Source organism: Kitasatospora sp. NPDC127035 (genome assembly GCF_042726075.1).
Classification (GTDB): Bacteria; Actinomycetota; Actinomycetes; order Streptomycetales; family Streptomycetaceae; genus Kitasatospora.
The window spans coordinates 1-23,075 of sequence record NZ_JBHXDN010000007.1 but is presented as its reverse complement, the minus strand read 5'-3'; the positions used below and the strand labels follow the sequence as shown (position 1 = coordinate 23,075).

Annotated in this window: 19 protein-coding genes; 12 read left to right on the top strand and 7 right to left on the bottom strand. The window is 73.8% G+C overall.

Annotated elements, in window-relative coordinates; all coding sequences use genetic code 11:
• Positions 1–33 precede the first annotated feature (33 nt).
• From ACFWIC_RS06285 to ACFWIC_RS06275, 3 genes are all read right to left on the bottom strand, one after another.
• On the bottom strand, positions 34–1,326 hold the full coding sequence (locus ACFWIC_RS06285) for a coenzyme F420-0:L-glutamate ligase (RefSeq protein ID WP_380516359.1): 1,293 nt from the start codon (positions 1,324–1,326) through the stop codon (positions 34–36).
• Positions 1,323–2,333 carry a 2-phospho-L-lactate transferase gene (gene cofD / locus ACFWIC_RS06280; protein WP_329950816.1) on the bottom strand — a complete coding sequence of 337 codons (1,011 nt, stop codon included), beginning with the start codon at positions 2,331–2,333 and terminating at the stop codon, positions 1,323–1,325. Before cofD ends, ACFWIC_RS06285 begins: the two co-directional genes overlap by 4 nt.
• Before the next feature lie 68 nt (positions 2,334–2,401).
• Positions 2,402–3,070, bottom strand: coding sequence for a cysteine dioxygenase family protein (locus ACFWIC_RS06275; RefSeq protein WP_329882772.1), 669 nt, complete (start codon positions 3,068–3,070; stop codon positions 2,402–2,404).
• A gap of 619 nt (positions 3,071–3,689) precedes the next feature.
• Here ACFWIC_RS06275 and ACFWIC_RS06270 point away from each other — a divergent pair.
• The 3 genes from ACFWIC_RS06270 to ACFWIC_RS06260 all read left to right on the top strand — a co-directional run bounded on the left by ACFWIC_RS06270 (position 3,690) and on the right by ACFWIC_RS06260 (position 9,794).
• Positions 3,690–3,959 carry a WhiB family transcriptional regulator gene (locus tag ACFWIC_RS06270; protein WP_030310813.1) on the top strand — a complete coding sequence of 90 codons (270 nt, stop codon included), beginning with the start codon at positions 3,690–3,692 and terminating at the stop codon, positions 3,957–3,959.
• A gap of 270 nt (positions 3,960–4,229) precedes the next feature.
• Complete coding sequence (locus tag ACFWIC_RS06265) at positions 4,230–8,120, top strand: glycosyltransferase (RefSeq protein WP_329950818.1); 3,891 nt, start codon at positions 4,230–4,232, stop codon at positions 8,118–8,120.
• Between the two features lie 6 nt (positions 8,121–8,126).
• The gene (locus ACFWIC_RS06260; RefSeq protein ID WP_380516354.1) at positions 8,127–9,794 is read left to right on the top strand and encodes a DUF5719 family protein; all 1,668 of its coding nucleotides are present in this window, start codon (positions 8,127–8,129) and stop codon (positions 9,792–9,794) included.
• A 40-nt stretch (positions 9,795–9,834) separates the two neighbouring features.
• On the opposite strand, the gene ACFWIC_RS06255 is transcribed toward ACFWIC_RS06260, so the two are convergent.
• A complete protein-coding gene (locus tag ACFWIC_RS06255; RefSeq protein WP_329882775.1) occupies positions 9,835–10,290 on the bottom strand; it encodes a metallopeptidase family protein in 456 nt (151 codons plus the stop codon).
• Between the two features lie 162 nt (positions 10,291–10,452).
• Between ACFWIC_RS06255 and ACFWIC_RS06250 the strand changes: the two genes are divergently transcribed.
• The 6 genes from ACFWIC_RS06250 to ahcY all read left to right on the top strand — a co-directional run bounded on the left by ACFWIC_RS06250 (position 10,453) and on the right by ahcY (position 17,045).
• Positions 10,453–10,818, top strand: a complete 366-nt coding sequence (locus ACFWIC_RS06250; protein ID WP_329950820.1) for a DUF3499 domain-containing protein — start codon at positions 10,453–10,455, stop codon at positions 10,816–10,818.
• A gap of 115 nt (positions 10,819–10,933) precedes the next feature.
• Positions 10,934–12,379, top strand: coding sequence for a phosphomannomutase/phosphoglucomutase (locus tag ACFWIC_RS06245; protein ID WP_380516349.1), 1,446 nt, complete (start codon positions 10,934–10,936; stop codon positions 12,377–12,379).
• 65 nt (positions 12,380–12,444) lie between these two features.
• A complete protein-coding gene (locus tag ACFWIC_RS06240) occupies positions 12,445–12,648 on the top strand; it encodes a Trm112 family protein (protein WP_380516557.1) in 204 nt (67 codons plus the stop codon).
• 194 nt (positions 12,649–12,842) lie between these two features.
• Complete coding sequence (locus tag ACFWIC_RS06235; protein ID WP_329950822.1) at positions 12,843–14,126, top strand: SIS domain-containing protein; 1,284 nt, start codon at positions 12,843–12,845, stop codon at positions 14,124–14,126.
• A gap of 91 nt (positions 14,127–14,217) precedes the next feature.
• On the top strand, positions 14,218–15,195 hold the full coding sequence (locus ACFWIC_RS06230; protein WP_329950823.1) for a cation diffusion facilitator family transporter: 978 nt from the start codon (positions 14,218–14,220) through the stop codon (positions 15,193–15,195).
• Between the two features lie 401 nt (positions 15,196–15,596).
• Positions 15,597–17,045 carry an adenosylhomocysteinase gene (gene ahcY, locus ACFWIC_RS06225; RefSeq protein ID WP_329950824.1) on the top strand — a complete coding sequence of 483 codons (1,449 nt, stop codon included), beginning with the start codon at positions 15,597–15,599 and terminating at the stop codon, positions 17,043–17,045.
• Positions 17,046–17,114: 69 nt separating this feature from the next.
• On the opposite strand, the gene ACFWIC_RS06220 is transcribed toward ahcY, so the two are convergent.
• Together ACFWIC_RS06220 and ACFWIC_RS06215 are read right to left on the bottom strand one after the other, a co-directional pair.
• Positions 17,115–18,206, bottom strand: coding sequence for a hypothetical protein (locus ACFWIC_RS06220; protein ID WP_380516344.1), 1,092 nt, complete (start codon positions 18,204–18,206; stop codon positions 17,115–17,117).
• A complete protein-coding gene (locus ACFWIC_RS06215; RefSeq protein ID WP_329950826.1) occupies positions 18,203–18,718 on the bottom strand; it encodes a SigE family RNA polymerase sigma factor in 516 nt (171 codons plus the stop codon). Before ACFWIC_RS06215 ends, ACFWIC_RS06220 begins: the two co-directional genes overlap by 4 nt.
• A 119-nt stretch (positions 18,719–18,837) precedes the next feature.
• Between ACFWIC_RS06215 and ACFWIC_RS06210 the strand changes: the two genes are divergently transcribed.
• Both ACFWIC_RS06210 and ACFWIC_RS06205 read left to right on the top strand, forming a co-directional pair.
• Entirely contained in the window at positions 18,838–19,491 is a 654-nt protein-coding gene (locus ACFWIC_RS06210; RefSeq protein ID WP_329882784.1) for a hypothetical protein, read from the top strand.
• 175 nt (positions 19,492–19,666) lie between these two features.
• Positions 19,667–20,281 carry a hypothetical protein gene (locus ACFWIC_RS06205; protein WP_380516341.1) on the top strand — a complete coding sequence of 205 codons (615 nt, stop codon included), beginning with the start codon at positions 19,667–19,669 and terminating at the stop codon, positions 20,279–20,281.
• 200 nt (positions 20,282–20,481) lie between these two features.
• On the opposite strand, the gene ACFWIC_RS06200 is transcribed toward ACFWIC_RS06205, so the two are convergent.
• Positions 20,482–21,429: an RDD family protein gene (locus tag ACFWIC_RS06200; RefSeq protein ID WP_329950828.1), complete on the bottom strand. Its 948-nt coding sequence runs from the start codon at positions 21,427–21,429 to the stop codon at positions 20,482–20,484.
• 235 nt (positions 21,430–21,664) lie between these two features.
• Between ACFWIC_RS06200 and ACFWIC_RS06195 the strand changes: the two genes are divergently transcribed.
• Entirely contained in the window at positions 21,665–22,669 is a 1,005-nt protein-coding gene (locus ACFWIC_RS06195; RefSeq protein ID WP_329882787.1) for a stage II sporulation protein M, read from the top strand.
• Positions 22,670–23,075: the final 406 nt, after the last annotated feature.

The following is a 23,075-nucleotide window of genomic DNA, read 5'->3' as shown; positions in this document are numbered from 1 at the left end:
CCCGGCGTCGGCCGCTCCCGTGTCGAGGTGCGGCTACCGCACCTCGACGAACGCGTCGGCGGTGCGCTCCGGGCGGCTGCGCGGCGGCTCCGCGGGGCGGCCGACGGCCACGGCGCCCATCGGGTCCCAGTGACCGGGGAGGTCCAGCACCTCCCGCACGGTGTCGCGGCAGAACATGGTGGAGGAGACCCAGGCCGAGCCGTAGCCCTCGCCGGCCAGGGCGACCAGCAGGTTCTGCACGGCGGCGCCGATCGCGACGGTGAACATCTCCCGTTCGGCCGTGGTCCGGCGCGCGTCGGGGTAGTCGTGCGAGCCGTCCATCACCAGGCAGGGCACGACCAGGTAGGGCGCGGCCCGCAGGACGTCGCCGCGGGCGGTACGGCGGGCGATCTTCTCCTCGTCCCAGCCGTCGAGTCCGGCGAGGTCGCGTCGCCAGGCGGCGAGCATCGCGTCCAGCAGCTCGGTCCGCACCGAGGGGGTCTCCAGCAGGACGAACCGCCAGGGCGTGGTGTGGTGCGGTGCGGGTGCGGTGACCGCGGCGGCGACGGCGCGCCGGACGGCGCCGGGGTCGACCGGTTCGGAGGTGAAGGCGCGGACGGTGCGCCGCTGGGTGACGGCCTGTCGGACCGCTTCGGAGGTGCCGAGCCGGAACATGTCCTCGGTGGCGGGGCGGATGATCGGCCGGACGCCCTCGCCGTCCTCGGCGGTGACGAGGTGGCCGAGGCCGCGGACCACGGCGACCGGGGTGCCGGTGGCCTTGCCCTTCACCAGGTCGGCGGCGGCGGCGAGCTCGTCGGCCGTGGCGGTGACGGTGAGGGCCAGTTCGTTGCCGTGCGAGTCGGTGCGGCCCCGGTGGTCCTCCAGGACGGGCAGCCCGGCGGCGCCGATGGCGACGTCGGTGAGCCCGTTGCGCCAGGGGCGGCCGAAGGTGTCGGTGACGACGACGGCGAGCCGGCGGCCGGTCAGCTGCTGGAGGCGGGCGCGCAGGGCGCGGGCCGAGCCGTCCGGGTCCTCGGGGAGCAGCAGGACGGTGCCGGGGGCGGTGTTGGAGGCGTCGACGCCGGCTGCGGCCATGACCAGGCCGTTGCGGTTCTCGACGATCCGGATGCTGCCGCGCCGGGCGATCACCCGGACGGTCTCGGCGTCGATCGCGGACTCCCGGTCGGCGGCCCGGAGCACCCGGCCCTCGGCCTTGCTGATCACCTTGGAGGTGACGAGCAGGATGTCGCCGTCCTCGTACGCCGCGGCCTTGGCGATCAGTCCGGCGAGGTCGGAGCTCTCGTCGATCTCGGGCAGTCCGGTGACGGGGAGGACGGTCAGGGTCACGCGCGCACCTGCTCGGCGAGCGCGAGGGCGGCCCTGGCCATCTCGGCGGTGGTGGGGACGTCGGTCATCAGCAGCGGGACGGCCCGGCAGGCGATGCCGCCCGCCTCGACGGCGGCCACGGAGGCCTCGTCGGCGGTGTCGACCAGCCAGCCGTCGAGCAGGCCCTCCCGGTGTCCGGGGCCGCCCTCGTCCGTGCCGTCCCGCAGCGCCGCCCTGCTCCCGTAGTTCAGCGCGACGGCCTCGGCGGTGGCCTCGACGCCGACGGCGGCGAGCACCTTGTCGGCCATGCCCCGGACGGGCGCGCCGCCGATGATCGGGGAGAGCCCGACCACGGGGGCGGTCGCGGCGGCCACCGCGGCGCGGATGCCGGGCACGGCGAGGATGGTGCCGATCGAGACGACCGGGTTGGACGGCGGGAAGAGGATGACGTCGGCGGCGGCGATGGCCTCCAGCACGCCGGGTGCGGGCTTGGCGGTGTCGGCGCCGACCGGGACGATGGCCTCGGCGTCGACGGCGGCGTGCAGCCTGACCCAGTACTCCTGGAAGTGGATCGCCCGGGTGCCCTGCTCGTCGGTGATCCTGACGTGGGTCTCGATCCGGTCGTCGCTCATGGGCAGCAGCCGCACGCCGGGCCGCCAGCGGACGCAGAGCGCCTCGGTGACCTGGCTGAGGGTGTAGCCGGCGGTGAGCATCTGGCTGCGGACGAGGTGGGTGGCGAAGTCGCGGTCGCCGAGCCCGAACCACTCGGGGCCGACGCCGTACTCCTTCATCTCGGCCTTGATCGACCAGGTCTCGTCGGTGCGGCCCCAGCCCTGTTCCTCGTGGATTCCTCCGCCGAGGGTGTACATCACGGTGTCGAGGTCGGGGCAGACCTTCAGTCCGTAGAGGTGGATGTCGTCACCGGTGTTGCCGATGACGGTGATCTCGTCCTCGGGACCGATGGCCTCCCGGAGTCCGCGCAGGAAACGCGCTCCGCCGATCCCGCCTGCCAGTGCCACGATGCGCATGCGCCCATCCTGCCACGCGCCGACGGGTCGTCAGCCCGACCCTCGACCGTCCGTGGCCGGGTCCCGGGTCAGTGGGCTCCGGCCTGCTCCTGCGGGTGCTGCTGCGGTTCCCGGTCGGCGTGCTGCTCGGCGTGCTGCTCGGGGACCGCGGCGCCGCCGTACTGGTTCATCGCGGTCAGACCGGGGGTGTACAGGTGGATGGAGACGGCCGGTTCCAGCGAGCCGTTGACCACCTCGTGCAGGTAGCCGGAGGAGAAGACGCGCTGCCCGCCGGGGCGCAGCGTCCGGGCGCCCTCGCCCGCGTGCGTGAGCGAGCGCTCGACCAGCTCGCCCCGGACGACGGTCATGACGCCGTTGGACTCGCCGTGGTCGTGGAAGCCGCTGCTCTGGCCGGGCAGCCAGCTGAGCAGCCAGACCTCGTATCCGGGGCCGGTCTCCAGCCGGGCGTACCAGCGGGTGAGCGCGTCGTAGCGGACGAGCGGCTCCCAGCGGGAGCGGTCGGCGGCGATCTCGCGCACCAGCTGGGCGTAGCCGGCGACGGTGGTGGGGTGGCTGGGCAGGTCGGTGCGGGCGAGGTGCGGGAAGGCCAGCGGGTCGCCGGCGATGGAAACGTCGCTGAGTCCGTCCGTCCAGGCATGGGTCGGGCGGACCGGGGTAGCCGGGTGTGCGGCACCGGGACCGCGGTGGATGAGCTTGTTGCGGTCGCGGTTCCGCTTGCGGATGCGGATCATTCGCACGGGAGTCGTCCTCGGATGGCTGGTTCGTCAGGGGATCAGCCGGATCCGGGATGTCCTGGGGCGGGAATCGCGGGCGGCCTCTGTGCTTCCTGGGCGGCGCGCGGTGGGACGGCGGGCGCCTAGATACAGCGGCAGGAACAGAGGCGACAACAGGAGTTCACGGCACGGCGGAGCGTGGAACCGCTCCGGGGGCTGGCGAACTCTGACATAGGGGAAAGGAGACCGCATCCGCGGGTGCGGTGTCAACTCCAGAGAGCGGACATTCAGGTGATATCGGCCATGAACTAACCGATGGGGTGATAAATCACCCTCTATGTTTCGATGAGAAGATCGCCGGGAAGGCAGCCCGATGACCGGCCTGTGCAGGTGAGTGCGCGTCATTCGGCCCCTGATGGCGAACGGTTCATGAACGTTCGAGGCAATCGGGCGACAGGTCCCATGTGTCCGGTTATGTACACTATTCGTAACGGCTTGGTGCCGGGGAGTGAATCCTGGCCCCAATACCAGAGCTCGGCTTGACTGGGCCAGAGTGACGCAACTGTAATTTCACTCGTGTCGTCGGCCGCACGAGGCAACGGCAACCACGGGGACGCCAATAGGGGCAGAGGAGGCGCGCCACATGAGCGAGCTCTTTGAGCTGTTGATCGGTGACGGCATCGAAGAGGAGGAGGAACTCGGCTGGCAGGAGCGCGCGCTGTGCGCCCAGACCGACCCCGAGTCCTTCTTCCCGGAGAAGGGCGGCTCGACCCGCGAGGCCAAGAAGGTCTGCCTCGCCTGCGAGGTCCGTTCCGAGTGCCTGGAGTACGCCCTGGCCAACGACGAGCGGTTCGGCATCTGGGGCGGCCTCTCCGAGCGCGAGCGCCGTCGGCTCAAGAAGAGCGCCGTCTGACCGGTCCGGCCTCCGGGCCCGGCCACCGCTCCGGACCCTCCCGACCCTCCGCGAACCCCGGCGGCGACCGCGGCCGGACACCCGCACCGCCCTGAAGGCGCCTCACCCCGGTGGTGAGGCGCCTTCGCGTTCCCGGCCCTTTCTCCACGGCCCCTGCACCGCTCGCACGGACTCCGTGGACGGAGCGGCCACCCGGAGCCGTTAGTGTGGTGCGCCATCCGGTTGCCGTTCACCGGCTGTGTCCACCGAGAACTGGGGCCCGCGCACGCGATGACCGTCTACAGCCACCAGAGCGGACTCTCCGCCAGCAGGCCGCCCGCCTATCCGCGTCACCTGGTCACCGCCGTGATCGTCTCGCACGACGGCGCCCGCTGGCTGCCCCAGGCCCTCGCGGGCCTGCTCGGCCAGGACCGCCAGGTCCAGCGGATCCTCGCCGTCGACACCGGCTCCACCGACGACTCTCCGCGACTGCTCGCCGACACCCTCGCCGACTGGCTCCCGGAGAGCGGCCCGACCGTCCTCGGCCGCCGGGCGGGCTTCGGCACCGCCGTCGCCGAGGCCGTCTTCAACAGCCCGCCGCTGCGGCCCGAGGACCTGCCCTACCGCCTCGACCCCTCCGGCTACGACCCGGTCACCGGCGGCTGGGACGACTTCGGCGACCCGCTCGGCCAGGACGACGACCTCGGCCGCGGCGGCCCCCGGGAGACCCAGCCGATCGAGTGGCTCTGGCTGCTGCACGACGACTGCGAGCCGCAGACCGACGCGCTGCGCCGCCTCCTCCAGGTCGCCGACTCCACCCCCAGCGCCGCCGTGGTCGGCCCCAAGCTGCGCAGCTGGTACGACCGGCGCCAGCTGCTGGAGGTCGGCATCAGCATCGCGCGCTCCGGCCGCCGCTGGACCGGTCTCGACCGCCGCGAGCAGGACCAGGGCCAGCACGACCAGGTCCGCCCGGTGCTCGCCGTCTCCTCCGCGGGCATGCTGGTGCGCCGCGACGTCTTCGAGGAGCTCGGCGGCTTCGACAAGGCCCTGCCGCTGATGCGCGACGACGCCGACTTCTGCTGGCGCGTCAACGCGGCCGGCCACCGGGTCGTCGTCGCCCCCGACGCCGTGCTGCGGCACGCCGAGGCCGCCAGCCGCGAGCGCCGCGCCATCGACTGCGGCCCCGCCCACCCGCACCGGATGGACAAGGCCGGCGCCGTCTACACCCTGCTCGCCAACTCCAAGGGCGTGCTCTTCCCCTACGTCCTGCTCCGGCTGGTGCTCGGCACCGTGCTGCGGGTGGTCGCCAACCTGCTCGGCAAGGACCCGAAGCAGGCCTTCGACGAGCTGGCCGGCCTCGGCCACGAGCTGGTCCGCTTCCCCCGTCTGCTGGCCGCCCGCAAACGCCGGGCCCGGGCCCGCGCCGCCGACGCCCTGGACGACCGGACGCTCTTCCCCGCACCCGGCGCCACCGCCCGCCTCGCCGTCGAAAGTGTGGTCGGCTCGCTCGGCATAGGGGGAGCGGACGACGCCGGAGCCGGCCGGCACGGCTCGGTCGAGGCCGGCCCCGGCGACGAGGACGCCGAGGACCTGGTCGTCGAGCAGTTCACGCTGATCAAGAAGCTGGCCCGGCGCCCCGCGCCGGTCCTGTTCGCCGCCCTGCTGGTGTTCGCCCTGGTCGCCTGCCGCGGCCTGTTCGGCGGCGGCGCCCTGTTCGGCGGCGCCCTGCTGCCCGCGTCCGACGGCGCCGCCGGCCTCTGGTCGATGTACGCCGACGCCTGGCACCCGGTCGGCACCGGCTCCACCTCCGCGGCGCCGCCCTACCTCGCGGTGCTGTCGGTGCTCTCCTGGATCCTGTTCGACCACGCCGACCTCGCGGTCACCCTGCTGGTCGTCCTCGCCGTTCCGCTCTCGGCGGTCAGCGCCTACCTGGTCTCCCGGCCGCTGATCGACTCCAAGCTGGTCCGCGCCTGGGCCAGCGCCACCTACGCGCTGCTGCCCGCCGCCACCGGTGCACTCGCCCAGGGCCGGATCGGCACCGCCGTCCTCGCCGTCCTGCTGCCGCCGCTGGCCCGCGCCGCCGCGATCGGCGCCGGCCTCGGCATCCGCGCCGAGAGCGCCGCCAAGGGCGCCCGGCCGGGCTGGCGCCCCGTCTGGATGACCGTCCTGCTGCTCACCCTGGCCACCGCGTTCGTCCCGCTGGCCTGGGCCCTGGCCGTCCCGCTCTGCCTGGCCATGCTGGTCGCCGCGGTGGTCCGGGGCGGTGCCTTCGGCTCCGGCGTCGCCGCGCTGCGCCTGCTCGGCCTGCGCGTCCTGGTGATCCTCGCGCTTCCGGTGGCGGTGCTCGCCCCCTGGTCGTTCCAGGTGCTGTCGCACCCCCAGCGGCTGCTGCTGGAGGCCGGCCTGCCCGGCCCGCACGGCGCCGTCCCCTCCGCGGCCGGCCTGCTCATGGTCAACCCGGGTGGCGCCGGGGTGCCGCCGGTCTGGCTCTCCGCCGGTGTGGTGCTCGCCGCGCTGGCCGCCCTGCTCCGGGCCGACCGCCGCCGCGCGGTGCTCGCCGCCTGGGGCGCGGCCGGGGCCGGACTGCTCTTCGCGGTCGCGGTCGCCGGCACCTCGGTGACCCCGGCCTCCGGCGGCCCGGACATCCCCGCGTGGTCCGGCCCGGCCACCCTGCTGGCCGGCATCGCCCTGCTCGCCGCCGCCGCGATCGGCGCCGACGGCGCCAACACCCGCGTGGCCGGCATCGCCTTCGGCTGGCGCCAGCCCGTCGCCGCCCTGGTGGTGGCCGCCGCGGTGCTCGCCCCGCTGGGCACCGGCCTCTGGTGGGCGGTCACCGGCGCCGACGGACCGCTGCACCGGGCCCGCTCCGCCCAGGTACCCGCCTTCATCGCGGAGCAGGCCGGCACCTCCGACCGCTCCCGCACCCTGGTCGTCACCGGCGACCGGAAGGGCGGCTCGGTCAGCTACACCGTGGTCCGCGGCGCCGGGCTGACGCTCGGCCAGGCCGAGTCCACCGTCGACCCGGCCACCGGCACCACCGCGGGCCTGGACCGGACGGTCGGCAGCCTGCTGGCCGGCTCCGGCGCCGACCAGGCGGTCGCGCTCGCCGGGTACGGCATCGCCTACGTCCTGGTAGACCAGCCGCTGATCGGCGCCTTCAAAGACGTCCTCGACACCACCCCCGGCCTGGTCAAGGCCAACCAGGACGGCGGCGCCGCGCTCTGGCAGGTCGACGGCACCCCGGCGACCCGCGCCCTGATCACCGCCCCGGGCGCCGTCCCGGTGGTGGTCCCGTCCGGCGAACGCGACATCGCCACCACCGTCCCGGCCGGTCCCGAGGGCCGGGTCCTCCGGCTCGCCGAGGCCGTCGGCCCCGAGTGGCAGGCCACCCTGGACGGCACCGCGCTGGAGGCGACCACCGTCGACGGCTGGGCGCAGGGCTTCAAGCTCCCGGCGGCCGGCGGCAAGCTCGCCGTCACCCGGGAGGGCAGCCTGCTGCACACCGGCTGGATCTGGGCCCAGCTGCTGCTCGGCCTGACCGTCCTGGTGCTGGCCCTGCCCGGCCGGCGCAGCCACAAGGACGACGACCTCCCGGAGGACGTGGTGGCCGCCGCCGCACTGGCCGCCGCGGCCCAGGCGCAGGCCCCCGCCCCCGGCAGCCGCCGGGCCCGCCGGATGGCCGAGCGCGCCGAGGGCGGCGAGGCCGGCGACGGCCCGGAGCACGGCGACCCGGACGGCGGCGTGTACGAGGGCCGGCCGGGCGCGGTCCCGGCCCAGGCCGCCGGCGACCCGTCGGGCGGCGCGGTCCGGGCGGCCGCCGCCGCCCAGGAGTCCGAGCCGTACGCGGACCCGTACCAGGCCTACCAGCAGGCCGACCCGTACAGCTACGACCCCTACACCGCGCAGCAGCCGGTGGCCGCGCCGTACGGCGGCGGGGCGGGCTACGGGCAGGACGGCTACCAGCCGCAGGCCTACCCGCAGACCCCGGGCTACGACCCGTACCAGCAGCAGGAGCCGCAGGACCCGGCGTACGGCTACGACCAGTACCAGCAGACCGGGCAGCAGCCGTGGGTGCCGGGGCAGCCGCAGCCCGAGCCCTACTACGACCCGAACAGTCCGAATGACCCGAACGATCCGCACGGGCCGGGCCGGTACCCGCACCACCACGGATCGGGGAGCTGACCCGCGATGAAGAAGCCCGCGTTCAAGAAGAAGTCCGACCCGCAGACCGAGGGGGCCGCCGGGCAGTCCGGCGCCGCCCCGAAGGGCTCCGGCGCGGCGAGGACCACCCAGTCGCTGCTGGCCGCCGCCGTGGTACTGGCGGCGGTGTTCGGGATCGCCTCGCTCCGCCCGCCGGCGACCCCGGCCGCGACCACCGCCACCGCCGCCTCGGCGCAGGTCGAGCGGACCTCGGTGGTCTGCCCGCAGCCGATCCAGGGCCTCACCGGCTCCACCGCGTTCACCGCCTACACCCCGCCGGGTGCCGGTGCGCCCGCCGCCGGCGGGGCCGGCTGGATCTCCGAGGCGGCCGCACCCGCCGCCGCCCCGCCGTCCGCGGCCCCGGCCACCCCGGCCCCGGCCGCGACCGGTGCGCCGACCGGTGCGCCGGCGACCGCCGCGCCCGCCGTCGACAAGAACGCCGCGCCCGCCGACGCCCGGCTCACCCTGGCCAAGCCGGGCACCCCGGTGACCGCCCCGGCCTCCAACGGCGACACCGCCCCGGGCGCCGGAGCCGTCGCCACCGGGGCACTCGCCCCCGGCTTCACCGTCACCCAGACCACCACCGTCACCGAGCAGCGCGGCCTCGGGCTCTCCGGTCTCACCTGCACACCGGCGGGCACCGGCTTCTGGTTCGCCGGCGCCTCCACGGCCGGGGACCGCACCGACTACGTCAGCCTGGTCAACGCCGAGTCCACCGCCGCCGTGGTCGACCTCAAGCTCTACGGCGACAAGGGCCTGATCGAGAACGACGCCGCCAACGGCATCACCGTCGCCCCCGGCAGCTCGCAGTCGGTGCTGCTGCCCACGATCAGCAGGGGCCAGGTCGCCGACCTGGTCGTACAGGTGGTCGCCCGCACCGGCCGGGTCGGCGCCGCCCTGCACGCCGCCGACGGCGCCAAGGGAGCCGACTGGGTGCCGGCCTCCGCCGATCCGGCGCCCACCCAGGTGCTCCCCGGGCTTCCCGCCGACACCTCGGCCGCCCGGCTGGTGGTGTGGGCCCCGCCGGAGGACGACGCGGACCTGAAGATCCAGCTCTCCGGCAAGAACGGCTGGTTCACCCCGGCCGGCAACGAGTCCGTCCACGTCAAGGCCGGCACGGTGGTCGCCGTCGACCTCGGCAAGGTCACCCGTGACGAGGTGGCGGGCCTGCGCCTGTCGCCCACCGACGACAAGCACCCCACCAAGGTGGTGGCAGGCCTGCGGATCGACCGCGCCGCGGCCAACGGCAAGTCCGACGCGGCCTGGCTGAGCGGCACCGTGCCGGTCGGCGCCCGCGCCACCGTGGCCGACAACCGCGGCGGCGGCGCCTCCACGCTCTTCCTCACCTCCACCGGCGAGGCCGCCACCGTCCGGGTCACCGCCTCGGCGGGCACCGGCGGCGGCACGCCCGCCACCAAGGACGTCGAGCTGCCGGCCGGCGGCACGGTCGCCCTCCCGGCACCCGAGCCCACCGGACTGAACGGCTCCTACGCGCTCACCGTGGAGACCGTCTCCGGCGGTCCGGTCGCCGCCGCCCGGATGCTCGCGATCACCACCAAGGACGTGCCGATGTTCACCATCCAGGCGCTCCGCGACGACCGCAGCAGCGTGCAGGTCCCGAAGGCCGCCCAGGACCCGGGCGTGGTCCTGCGCTGAGCGCGGACCGACGGACCCGCCGCCGTCGGGCCGGTGACCGTCAGTCCTCGTCGTAGCGCGGGTCGATGGCGTCCGGCGAGAGGCCCAGCAGCTCGGCGACCTGCTCGATCAGGATCTCGTGCACCAGCGCCGCACGGTCCTCCCGCGACTTCGCCCGGATCTCCACCGGCCGCCGGTACACCACGATCTGACTCTTCCGCCCCTGCCGGCCCGGTGAGACCCGGCCCAACGGCACCCCGCCGTCGGGATCGGCCGTGCCGTCAGGCTCGTGCAGCGGCACCTCCTGGACGGCGAACTCGACTTCGATCAACTGCGGCCAACGCCGTTCAAGCCGCTCCACCGATTCGCGCACGTAGTCGTCGAACAACTCGGAGCGCGTGAGCGAGATCGGTACCTGCGGAGGCGCCAGCGGGCCGCGCAGCCCCCTGCCGTGCCGGTCACGGTGCCGGGGGCGGCGCGAGGGACCCGTCGATGACTGCGGTGCGGAGCTGTCCATATCACTGCCGAGGGTAGTCCTTGGGCGGTCGGAAGTGGACCACCCCCGCACCTAATCGCCCGGGGCGGCGGGTGCACGCACGGGCGCGCGGCCGCGACACGGGACGCCCTCCGGGCAGGCGGTCTTCGCTCCCCGGCGGGGAGTGCTGTACCGTCCACCCTCGTGAGCTCTGTACGTCGTTGTTCGCGGACCGCGTGCGGCCGGCCGGCCGTCGCAACGCTGACGTACGTCTACGCGGACTCCACCGCCGTCCTGGGCCCGCTCGCCACCTACGCCGAGCCGCACTGCTACGACCTGTGCGCCCAGCACGCCGAGCGCCTCACTGCCCCGCGCGGCTGGGAGGTGGTCCGGCTCGTCGCCGAGGCCGGCCCGCTCCGCCGCAGCAGTGACGACCTCGAAGCGCTCGCCAACGCCGTCCGCGAGGCCGCCCGCCCGCAGACCCCCCGTCAGGGCCGCGGCCCCGAGGGCGAATCCACCGAGGCCGGCCGCCGCGGCCACCTCCGGGTGCTCCGCTCGCCCGACAACTGACACCCGGTCCCCACCCCCCGGGCACCACCCGCCTCGCACGAACGCCTCCACCGGCCCCGGTACGCTGCCCCATGACCGGGTACCGGCCGCTGCCGAGCCCGGACGTATCGTGACCATGGGCGACCAGCCCGTCGACCGACCCGTCGATCAGACGGAGAACCAGGGTGGAGCCGCAGTGCGCGACCTCAAGCAGCTCGTGAAGGCGTACGACGTCCGAGGCGTCGTCCCGGACCAGTGGGACGAGAACCTCTCCCGCGCCTTCGGCGCCGCGTTCGTGCAGGTCACCGGGGCGACCGCGATCGTGGTCGGCCACGACATGCGGCCCTCGTCCCCGTCGCTCAGCCTGGCCTTCGCCGAGGGCGCCGCCGCCCACGGCGCGGACGTCGTCCGGATCGGCCTCTGCTCGACCGACCAGCTGTACTACGCCAGCGGCTCGCTCGACCTGCCCGGCGCGATGTTCACCGCCAGCCACAACCCGGCCGAGTACAACGGCATCAAGCTCTGCCGTGCCGGCGCCGCCCCCGTCGGCCAGGACACCGGGCTCTCCGAGATCCGCGAGCTGGTCGAGTCCTGGACCGCCGACGACGACACCGTCACCGTGCCGGTCCGGGACGTCGAGCCCGGCTCCCTCTCCGAGCAGGACACCCTGCGCGGCTACGCCGACCACCTGCTCGGTCTGGTCGACCTCACCGCCGTCCGCCCGCTCAAGGTCGCCGTCGACGCGGGCAACGGCATGGGCGGGCACACCGTCCCGACCGTCTTCGACGGCCTGCCGATCGACCTCGTCCCGATGTACTTCGAGCTCGACGGCACCTTCCCCAACCACGAGGCCAACCCGCTCGACCCGAAGAACCTGGTCGACCTCCAGGCCAAGGTCCGCGAGGTCGGCGCCGACCTCGGCCTCGCCTTCGACGGCGACGCCGACCGCTGCTTCGTCGTCGACGAGCGCGGCGAGCCGGTCTCCCCGTCCGCCATCACCGCGCTGGTCGCCGTCCGCGAGATCGCCCGCGCCCGGGCCGCCGGCGAGGACGAGCCGACCGTCATCCACAACCTGATCACCTCCTGGACCGTCCCCGAGGTGGTCCGCGAGCTCGGCGGCAAGCCGGTCCGCACCCGGGTCGGCCACTCCTTCATCAAGCAGGAGATGGCCGTCACCGACGCGGTCTTCGGCGGCGAGCACTCCGCGCACTACTACTTCCGCGACTTCTGGCGCGCCGACACCGGCATGCTCGCCGCGCTGCACGTGCTGGCCGCCCTCGGCGGACAGGACCGCACCCTCTCCGAGCTCACCGCCGAGTACGACCGGTACGCGGCCTCCGGCGAGATCAACAGCACCGTCGCCGACCAGGCCGACCGGACCGCCGCCGTCCGCGCCGCCTACGCCGGCCCGGAGGACGTCACCGTCGACGAGCTGGACGGCCTGACCGTCACCGGCCCCGACTGGTGGTTCAACCTGCGCGCCTCCAACACCGAGCCGCTGCTGCGCCTGAACGTCGAGGCGAAGGACCCGGCGAGGATGGCCGAGCTGCGTGACGGCGTCCTCGCGCTCGTCCGCGCCTGACGCACACCCGTCGTGCCCCGGCCGGTAGGGTTTACACTCGGCCGGGGCACCGCCGTGCCATCCCTCTGAACTGGAGCCCGAACCCCAAGAAACACGAAGCCATACAGAAGGAGATACTCTTATGCCCCCACTTCCGATCCCCCCACACCCACGGCTGCACCGAGGAGCAGCCGGAGCTGGTCTGCGCCGGCGAGGGATGCGGCCTGGCCTACCCGGTCCGGGACGGCATTCCGGTCCTGCTGGTGGACGAGGCCCGCCGCCCCGCGTGATCCTTGGGTCGGGCGCCACCGGGCCCGACCCGCACCCCGCAGTACCGGCATACCCGCAGTACCGGCCTTGCTCGCAGTCTCCGCAGTACCGGCAGTACCGGCAGTGCCCGCGGTGGAACTCCGCCGCACCACCCCGCCGCACACCCCTCAGCCAGCAGCCCTCAGCGCCCAGCCAGCAGCCGGAGGCCCGCCGCATGCTCGACGACACCCTGCTCGACGACCCGGCCGCCCTCCGGCGCGCCGACCACGACCGCGCCCTGCTGGCCCTGGCCGGTTCCGGCGCCCGGGTCCGCACCGCGCTGCGGCTCGCCGAAGCCGCAGGCATCGACCGGCTCCGCCCCGACGGCCGCCCGCGCGCCGTCCTGGTCGCCGGCCACGGCAGCGCGCTGACCGCCGCCGAGATGCTGGCGGCCCTGGCCGGGACCGCGAGCCTGGTCTCCCCGCTGCCGCCCGCGGACGCCGCGCCCGTCCCGCGCACCGACCGGGCCACCGCGCCGCCCGTCTTCACGGCCGGCCTGGCCTGGCAGCTCCCCGGCTGGGCCGGGCCGCTCGACCTGCTGGTGGTGAGCTCCGCCGACGGCGGCGAACAGGGCCTGGTCGCCCTCGCCGAGCAGGCCTACGCGCGCGGCTGCGCGATCGTGGTCGTCGCACCCGAGGGCAGTCCGCTCGCCGGGGCCGCGCTCCAGGTCCGCGCCCTGCCGCTGCCCTTCGTGCCGTCCGCCCTGTCGTCCGACTCCCCTGACGACGGCACCCCGCCCGCGGCCGCGTACGCCGCCGAGCCCGACCTGCCCGCCGAGGACCCGGCCGCGCTCTGGTCCCACCTCACGCCGCTGCTCGCGCTCTGCCAGAAGCTCGGCGTCACCCAACTGCCGTACGACGCGCTGGCGGCCACCGCGGACCTGCTGGACGAGAGCGCCGTCCGCTGCCGCCCGGACGCCGCCGCGTACACCAACCCGGCCAAGGGGCTGGCCGCCCGGCTGGCCGGGACGGTACCGCTGCTGTGGGCCGAGGGCCCGGTGGCCGGGGCGGCCGCCGGCCGGTTCGCCGCCCAGCTCGCCGACCGGGCCGGCCGCCCGGCCCTCGCCGGCCCGCTGCCACAGGTGCTCACCGCGCACCGCGGCATGTTCACCGGCCAGCTCGGCGCCGGGGCCGACCCGGACGACTTCTTCCGCGACCGGGTGGAGGAGCCGGACCCGCTGCACCTCCAGGTCCTGCTGCTGCGGCACATCCCCGGCGACCAGCCGTCCGCGGCTCCGGCCGGGCCCGGCGAGCCGGACGACGGCCCGGCCGAGGTACCGGCCGACGACGAGGGCCCGCGCAGCTTCGGCGCCACCCGGGCGCACCGGCTCGCCGCCGCCCACGACGTCCGGCTCACCGAGTACGCCAGCCGCCGGGCCGACCCGCTGCACGCGCTGGCCGACCTGGTCGCGCTCACCGACTTCGCCGCCGTCTACCTCGGGCTCGCGGCACAGTCCTGAACGCGTCCGGCCCGGCCCGGTACCGTATGCGCTCGACAACGACTGGGCGCGGGCTGCGTGGGCGGCCCCCGACGGAGGGACCACCCCGAGCATGAGCACCGAAGGCGGTACCAAGGCACTCGTCGCGGCATTGTCCGCGAACCTGGGCATTGCGGTGAGCAAGTTCGTCGCCTTCGCGTTCTCGGGCTCCTCGTCGATGCTCGCGGAGGGCGTCCACTCGGTCGCGGACTCCGGCAACCAGGTGCTGCTGCTGGTCGGCGGCAAGCGCTCGAAGCGGGTCGCCACCCCCGAGCACCCGTTCGGCTACGGGCGCGAGCGGTACATCTACGCGTTCCTGGTCTCGATCGTGCTGTTCAGCGTCGGCGGCATGTTCGCGATCTACGAGGGCTACGAGAAGATCGCCCACCCGCACGAGCTGGACAACTGGTACTGGCCGGTCGGCGTGCTGGTCCTCGCGATCGGCCTGGAGGCCTGGTCCTTCTACACCGCGTACCGCGAGGCCGTGAAGGACAAGGGCAAGCACGGCTGGACCGCCTACATCCGCCGGGCCAAGGCCCCCGAGCTGCCGGTCGTGCTGCTGGAGGACACCGGTGCGCTGATCGGCCTGGTGCTGGCGCTGTTCGGCGTGAGTCTGACCGTGATCACCGGCGACGCCGTCTGGGACGGCATCGGCACGCTCTCGATCGGCGTGCTGCTGATCGCCATCGCGATCGTGCTGGCACTGGAGACCCGGTCGCTGCTGATCGGCGAGTCCGCCCACCCCGAGGTCGTGGCCGAGATCCGCGACGCGCTGGTCGACCACGACTCCGTCACCCGCGTGATCCACATGCGCACGCTGCACCTCGGCCCCGAGGAGCTGCTCGTCGCCGCCAAGATCGCCGTCCCCGCCGACGTCACCGCCGCCGAGGTGGCCCAGGCCATCGACGCCGCCGAGGCGCGGGTCCGCCGGGCCGTGAAGATCGCGCGGGTGATCTACCTGGAGCCGGACATCTTCAGCGCCGAGAAGGAGGCCGAGGGCGACGACCCGAACGCCACGCCCGGCGGGCCGGTGCCGGACGCCGCGCACTGACCGCCGCGTACCGGCCACCGCGCAGCGCCGCGGGGCCGGACCGGGCGGCACACGTGCGGGGCTCGTAAGGGGCTCGTACGGGGCGTGCACGGGACGTGCGCGCCGCCGGGGGCGAGGCCGAAAAACGGTCGTACCGGGCCGCCGTCCGGGGCCTGCGGTGTAGATTCGTCCTCAGAGCCAGAACGTCGCTGCTGATGGCGGTCGATCGGCGGCCCGTGTCCGCACGGGCACGCGCCGGTCGAGGGACAGAGGTCCTCCGACGGTTTGTGCGAACAGCGGGGTACCGGTCCCTCCCGGACCGGTACCGTCCCGGCGCCGCCGCCCACCTGTGCGGCCCGCCGCGCTGTGACGCACCCCGAGGACCTTGGCCACGCCCCACCCCATCAGCGAGGAGCAGACGCATGTCGACCGACATCACCGGTGACTTCAAGGTCGCCGACCTTTCCCTGGCGCCGTTCGGCCGCAAGGAGATCCAGCTGGCCGAGCACGAGATGCCCGGCCTGATGACGATCCGCGCCGAGTACGCCGCGGCCCAGCCGCTGGCCGGCGCCCGGATCACCGGCTCGCTGCACATGACCGTGCAGACCGCCGTCCTGATCGAGACCCTCACCGCGCTCGGTGCCGAGGTCCGCTGGTGCTCCTGCAACATCTTCTCCACCCAGGACCACGCCGCCGCCGCCATCGCGGTCGGCCCGGAGGGCACCCCGGAGAACCCGCAGGGCGTGCCGGTCTTCGCCTGGAAGGGCGAGACGCTGGACGAGTACTGGTGGTGCACCGAGCAGGCGCTCACCTGGCCGAACGGCCAGACCCCGAACATGATCCTCGACGACGGCGGCGACGCCACCCTGCTGATCCACAAGGGCGTCGAGTTCGAGAAGGCGGGCGTCGCGCCGGACCCGTCCACCGCGGACAACGACGAGTTCCGGATCATCCTGGAGCTGCTCAACCGCACCCTCAAGGACACCCCGAACAAGTGGACCGAGGTCGCCGCCACCATCAAGGGCGTCACCGAGGAGACCACCACCGGTGTCCACCGCCTGTACGAGATGCACCGTGACGGCAACCTGCTCTTCCCGGCCATCAACGTCAACGACTCGGTCACCAAGTCGAAGTTCGACAACAAGTACGGCTGCCGCCACTCGCTGATCGACGGCATCAACCGCGCCACCGACGTCCTGATCGGCGGCAAGGTCGCCGTCGTCGCCGGCTACGGCGACGTGGGCAAGGGCTGCGCCGAGTCGCTGCGCGGCCAGGGCGCCCGGGTCATCGTCACCGAGATCGACCCGATCTGCGCGCTCCAGGCGGCGATGGACGGCTACCAGGTCACCACCCTGGAAGAGGTCGTCGAGACCGCCGACATCTTCATCACCACGACCGGCAACAAGGACATCATCATGGCCTCCCACATGGCCCGGATGAAGCACCAGGCCATCGTCGGCAACATCGGTCACTTCGACAACGAGATCGACATGGCCGGCCTCGCGAAGCTCCCGGGCGTCGTGAAGACCGAGGTCAAGCCGCAGGTCCACGAGTGGCGCAAGGCCGACGGCCGCACCATCATCGTCCTCTCCGAGGGCCGCCTGCTGAACCTGGGCAACGCGACCGGCCACCCGTCGTTCGTGATGTCCAACTCCTTCGCCAACCAGACGATCGCCCAGATCGAGCTGTTCACGAAGACCGAGCAGTACCCGATCGGCGTCTACGTGCTGCCGAAGCACCTGGACGAGAAGGTCGCCCGCCTGCACCTCGACGCGCTGGGCGTGAAGCTGACCACCCTCAGCAAGGACCAGGCCGACTACATCGGCGTCTCCGTCGACGGCCCGTACAAGGCGGACCAGTACCGCTACTGATCCGCCCGACGGCACACGCCGGTGGCCGGCACCCCCGCTCGGGGGTGCCGGCCACCGGCGTTCCGGTGCTCAACGGCGCAGGACGTCAGTGGTCCAGGTGCCCTCGTCGGGGCCCGTGACGCGGACCAGCCCCAGCAGGCCGTTCAGGCCGCCGAGCTGTTCGAGCGCCGCCGGTGCGGCGCCGTCCGAGACCGCCGCGCAGACCTTCAGCCCCTGCTCGGTCCGGCAGGTCGGCGACGCCGGACCGAGGACGGTGTCGCCGGGCACCGGTTCCACGTCCGGGCTCACCGTGACCTCGACCGTGCGGCCCTCGACCCGGAACTCGATCTCGGCGAACCAGGGGAGCGAGCTGTTCGCGGGCCGGCCGATCGAGGAGTTCTCCGGCCGGAAGGGCTCCGTCAGCCCGGCGAACCAGAGCGGCAGCGGCACGTCCCAGGCCCCGAAGGAGGCACCGGCCGCGATCCGCAGCAAGGTCTCGTCGGAGTAGTCGGCGGGCTTGCCACCCCACCAGTAGAGCTGGGCCCACCGCCCCGAGGGCGTCAGCCAGCGCAGTATGTGGTCGTCGGCGCTGCCCTGCCGCGTCAGCCAGTACGCGGTCCGCCCGTCGACCGGCGGAGCCGGGCTCTTCACCTGGGGGAACGCCGACGTCGAGTCGATCGCCGGTTCCGGCCCGGCGGGGAACAGCGAGAGCCTGATCATCGGGGAGTGGTCGTTCCCCCCGCCGGCGGTGGCGGCCTGGCCGTGGGTGCCCGCCTGGTAGCCGACACCGGCCGCCCACGCGGGCAGCCAGCCGAACCTGACCTCGCTGGTCAGCGGGTCGCCCACGGCGGGCGGGACGGCGGTGGGCGAGGCGCCGGCGGCACCGGGCGTCCGCGCCGCGGAGTCCGCGGGTGTGTCGGCCGTCGTGGGCGTGGCCGCGGGGGCCACCGGGACCGGGGAGCCGACGGGCCCGTCGCCGGCGCCCGGCTCCAGCAGCAGCGTGCCGGTGAGGACCGCCGCGGTCAGGACCGCGGCCCCGCCGATCGAGGCCCGGCGCCGGCGGCGCAGGCGGGCCCGCCCCTGACGGACGGCCCAGGCGGTGTCGAAGCCGACCGACGGCGCGGGCGCATCGGCCACGGCCACCAGGCGCTCGGTCAGGTCACGGTGCTCGTCGACGGTCATGACGTGGTCCTCCCAGCGGGGGCGGGACGGGGGGAGAGAAGGCCCCGGAGGGTGTGCAGGGCCCGGGAGCTCTGGCTCTTGACGTTGCCGGGCGAGCAGCCGAGCGCCTCGGCGGCCTGGTCGACCGTCAGGTCGCAGTAGTACCGGAGCACCACGGTGGCCCGCTGGCGCGGCGGCAGCGCGGCCAGCGCCCGGCGCAGGTCCAGTGCGGAATCGAGGTCCGGGGGCACCGAGACGACGTCCGGCTCGTCGCCGGTGCGGCTGATCCGCCGCCACCACGGCGAGCGCTGCTCGGCGAGGAACGTGTTCACCAGCACCCGGCGGGCGTAGCCGTCCAGGTTCTCCACCTCGCCGATCCGAGGCCAGTGCACGTAGAGCTTGGTGATGCTCTCCTGCACCAGGTCGTCCGCGCGGTGCCAGTCCCCGCACAGCAGATAGGCGACCTTGCGCAGCCAGCCGCCCCTGGAGGCCACGTACACGGTGAACTCCGCGTCGCGTGCCTGCTTCGCCATCCTGCCCCCCTTCCCCTCACCCGGCGGCGCCGGTCGGCGGCCGTCCACCCCCTTGATGCGGCACCGGAACGGGAGGTTGCATGCCGGGCGCCGGTGATCGCGGACGTAGGCTTTCGGGCATGCCCAACGGCCGGTACTCGCTCCACGACACCCACGACCACGTGCTGCTCGGTGAGGAGCGCTTCAGCTGCGCGCCCGGCCCGGCCGGCTGGCGGTACGTCTCCAAGACCTACGCGCCGGACGGACACGTCCTCGGCACGGTGGACCTGACGCTGGACGCGCGGGCCCGGCCGCTGCGGATGGAACTGCGCGCGGGCGGCTGGCAGGTGCGGGGCGGCGCCGTCGACGGGGTCGCCTGGGTACGGGCGGACGCCGCCGACCCGGCCGGCGAGCAGGCGGCCGAGGGCCACGACCGGGCGCACGGCTTCGCCGGACGCTCGCCGGGGTTCCTGGTCGCCACCGCCCGGCTGCTGCGCCTGCGGGAGGGGGCGAGCGCGCGGGTACGGCTGGTCGCGTTCACCGAGCCGGTGCTGGCTCCGCGCACCTTCGACCAGGGGTGGCTGCTGGAGGGCGCGGACACGCACGAGACCGACTCGGGGCCGCTGCTGGTCGAGCGGTACCAGGTGGCGGACCTGGAGACGGGGGAGCAGCAGGTCGTGCACCTCGCCGGGGACGTGGTGCTCGCCGCGGGCGGGATCGAGCTGGAGGAACTGGAGTCCCCGCCGAACGCGTGGCCGGCCGCGTTCGGGTACGGCGAGGGCCTGGGCGGCTGAGAGGGCGTTCCGTGACCTCGTGCCGGCGCCCCGGACGTGAACCGGCGACGGCCCCTTGCCCGCCCAGGCCCCCGGTTCGCCGTGCCGGCACCGCCGGCCGGTGCCGCGCCGGGTAGCCGGTCAGATCGGTGGAAGAGCCGTTGAACCGACGACGACCGCCTGCAAGGCTGGGGCCATGGGCTCCCCGAGGTTCAGCGCACCACCACCGAATCCCGAACCTCCGGCCGTCGACGCCTTCCTCTCCGCCGTCGACAGCGCGATGAACAGCAACACCCTGCTGCTCACCGCGGATTGCGACGCACTCGTGACGGCCGGGAGCTGCCGGGCCGTCCTGCACGCCTTCCTGCGCAGTGCCCTGTTCGAGCGACTGATGCGCGCCGCCGACGCACGCCGCAACTGGTACGTCCTGGCGGACGCGTACGACAGCGAGCCTTTCGAGCGCCCGCTCCTGCGCGAGGGATTCCGCGCCGCGGTGAGCCCGCTCGACCGCGCCGGCTTCCTGGCGCGGCTGCGCTGGATGCTCTGCGAGGCGTACAGCCCCTACGGCCACCACTACCCGGCGGCGGACGCCGAGCGACTGGTGTGCGACTTCGCCCGGGAACTGCTCGGTGAGGACGGCCCGGCGTGGTCCTTCGCCGCTGTCAGCCCGGACTTCCTGCGCCCCACCGGCTACCACAGCGGCGAGGAGCCGCTGTGGCCGGTCTACTTCGACGGCTGCGAATCCGACACCGCCACGTTCGTCCACCGCGGCCGCAGCTTCCATCTGCTGCTGACGAACGGGTCGCCCTGAGGCGCCGTACACGAGCCGGTGTCCGGCCCGGTCCGCGTGAAGGGAGGACACGAACCCGAGCCGACCACGTCCGTGATCGGCGACCTCGCCTCGCGCACGACGCGACGAGACCGCGCCGATCCGGCGAGGGGCATCCAGGGACGCACGGGCAACGCGCCTGCTTCAAGGCCCTCCGGGACCGGGGCCGACCAGGGAACGACTCAGGCCGGCGGGGCGAAGCCGGTACCGGGCGCGGGCTTCGGTGCGGGCTCCGGTGCCGGCGGTGCGGTGGGTGCGGCGGGAGCCGTCGGGTGCGGGTGAGGGTACGGCGGCTGGTGCTGTTGTCCCTGCGCCGCGGGCGCCTGCGCCGGGTACTGCGCCTGGTGGCGGGCCTGCTGGAAGGCGTGCCCCTGGGCCCGCTCCCACTCACGGCGCTGGCGCTCGGTCAGGACCGCACCGAGGTACGCCGCCGGATGCACGCCGTAGGGGACCGGATGACCGGTGCGGGCGGTCACGTCGTCCGCCAGCCTGACCGACATCTGGTGGGCCACCGCCGGGTCGAGCTCGCCGATCCGCCCGAGCAGCTGGCGGACGGCCAGCCAGAGCGGCTCGGGCACGGCGGAGAGGTCGAGCGCGACCAGCTCGCCGCCGATCGCCTGCAACAGCTGCGGGTGGACCGGCGGCAGCGCCGTGGCGGTGCCGCCGCCACCGGGCACGCGCTCGCGGACCACCAGTGTCCCCGCGAACACGTCGCCCAGCCGCTTGCCCTCCGTGGACACCATCGAGCAGATCACGGCAGGGACGCCGAACAGCACGACGATCTCCAGGAAGCCGACCAGCCCGCGCACCAGCGCGTGCCGGAACCGCACCGGCCCGCCGTCGCTGCGCACCACCCGGAGCCCGAGGGCGGCCTTCCCCAGCGAACGTCCGCGGGTCAGTGTCTCGATCATGACCGGCAGGGCCACCAGGAAGAAGACCATCAGCCCGAGCGTGACCGCCGCGACCGCCGCACCGTCGATGTCGACGAGCGTCAGGCTCAGCACCAGGGACACCGCCACCAGGCCGGCGATCTGCAGGGTGAGGTCCAGCGCGATCGCCAGTGCCCGGCTCGGAAGCTTCGCCGCACGCAGGCCGAGGACGACCGCCTCGCCCGTCACCAGGTCGCTCAAGGCACCCGTCCGTTCCCGTCGGTGGTTCGTGGTCCGTGATCCGTGATCCGCGGGGAGAGGAATCCGATGGATCGCCCCCACGATCCCGTGATCTGCAGTCGTCAACATACGGGGCCCCGGACCCGGTCGGGAAGGGAGGTCCCGGACGCCCGCGCGCACCCGTGCCCTGGCATGCTGGGCCCACCTGTCCGACCAAGCCCGCCCGCGCGCCCCGCGCCGACCCTGGAGTCGCCGAATGGACCTGGACGTCTTCGTCGCCACCCACCAGGGGGAGTGGGCCCGGCTGGACGCCCTTTCCAGGAGGCGCCGTCTCACCGGGGAGGAGGCCGACGAACTGGTCTCCCTCTACCAGCGCGCCACCGGGCACCTCGCCAAGGTCCAGGCCGCCGCGCCCGACCCCACGCTGGAGGGCAGGCTCACCAGTCTGGTCTCGCGGGCGCGCGACTCGGTCACGGGCAGCCGGACCAGCGGCTGGCGGGACGTCGTGCGCTACTACACGGTGAGCTTCCCGGCCGCGCTCTACCGGTCGCGCCGCTGGTGGCTGCCGGTCGCGATCCTCTCCCTCCTCGCGACCGCGCTCGTCGCCTGGTGGGTCGCCGGACACCCGGAGGTCCGGAACAGCCTGGCTACCCCGGACCAGATCCGGGAGATGACCAGGCCCGGCGGCGACTACGAGGCCTACTACTCGGACCGTCCGGCCGGCTCCTTCGCGGCGCAGGTCTGGACGAACAACGCCTGGATCGCCGTGCAGTGCCTGCTCTACGGGGTCGTGCTCGGGATCCCGGTGGTGATGGTGCTCTGGAGCAACGTCCTCAATCTCGGTCTGGGCGTCGGACTGATGGCGTCCGCCGGCAGGCTCGACATCTTCCTCGGCCTGCTCATCCCGCACGGGCTGCTGGAACTGACCGCGGTCTTCGTCGCCGGAGGCTTGGGGCTGCGCCTCGGCTGGACGATCGTCGACCCCGGCCCACGTACCCGCGCGACCGCTCTGGCCGAACAGGGGCGGTCCATCATCGGCATGGCCGTCGGCCTCACGACCGTCCTGGCCGTCTCCGGTGTCCTGGAAGCCTTCGTCACGCCGTCCGGCCTGCCCACCTGGGCGCGGATCACGATCGGCGCGCTGGCGGAGGTGGCGTTCCTCCTCTATGCCCTGGTCCTGGGTCGAAAGGCCGCGGCGACCGGAGAGACCGGCGATCTGGAGGCGACCGACCGGGCGGACCTCCAGCCGGTCGCTGCGTGAGTCGATGTGATCACCAGGCCCCTGACCTGCTACTCTTCTCGCATCTCAGCCAGACCATTGACGTGGCGCGGGTGGGCTAGTAGGTTTGAACGGTTGCGAGCGACTGGACAACGGTCGGGCACAGGCGTTAGTGTCTACGACACCGCCGAGTCGAGGTGAGCGCGTTTTACGAATGCGCACCCTCTCCGACGAGGTAAATCCCGGAACTGAGCACACCGAAAGCTTTGATAAGCTTCGGAGCGAAGTCGAAGGAAATCCCCCAGCGGGAATCGGATGAATGAAGCGCCGGAAACGGAGCGGAAAACGTCTGGTAAGCTGGAAACACGAAAGAACGAAGCGCCCGGAGGGCCGGTGTGAAAGCCGCCTGAAGGAAGTGTCCGTTCCTTGAGAACTCAACAGCGTGCCA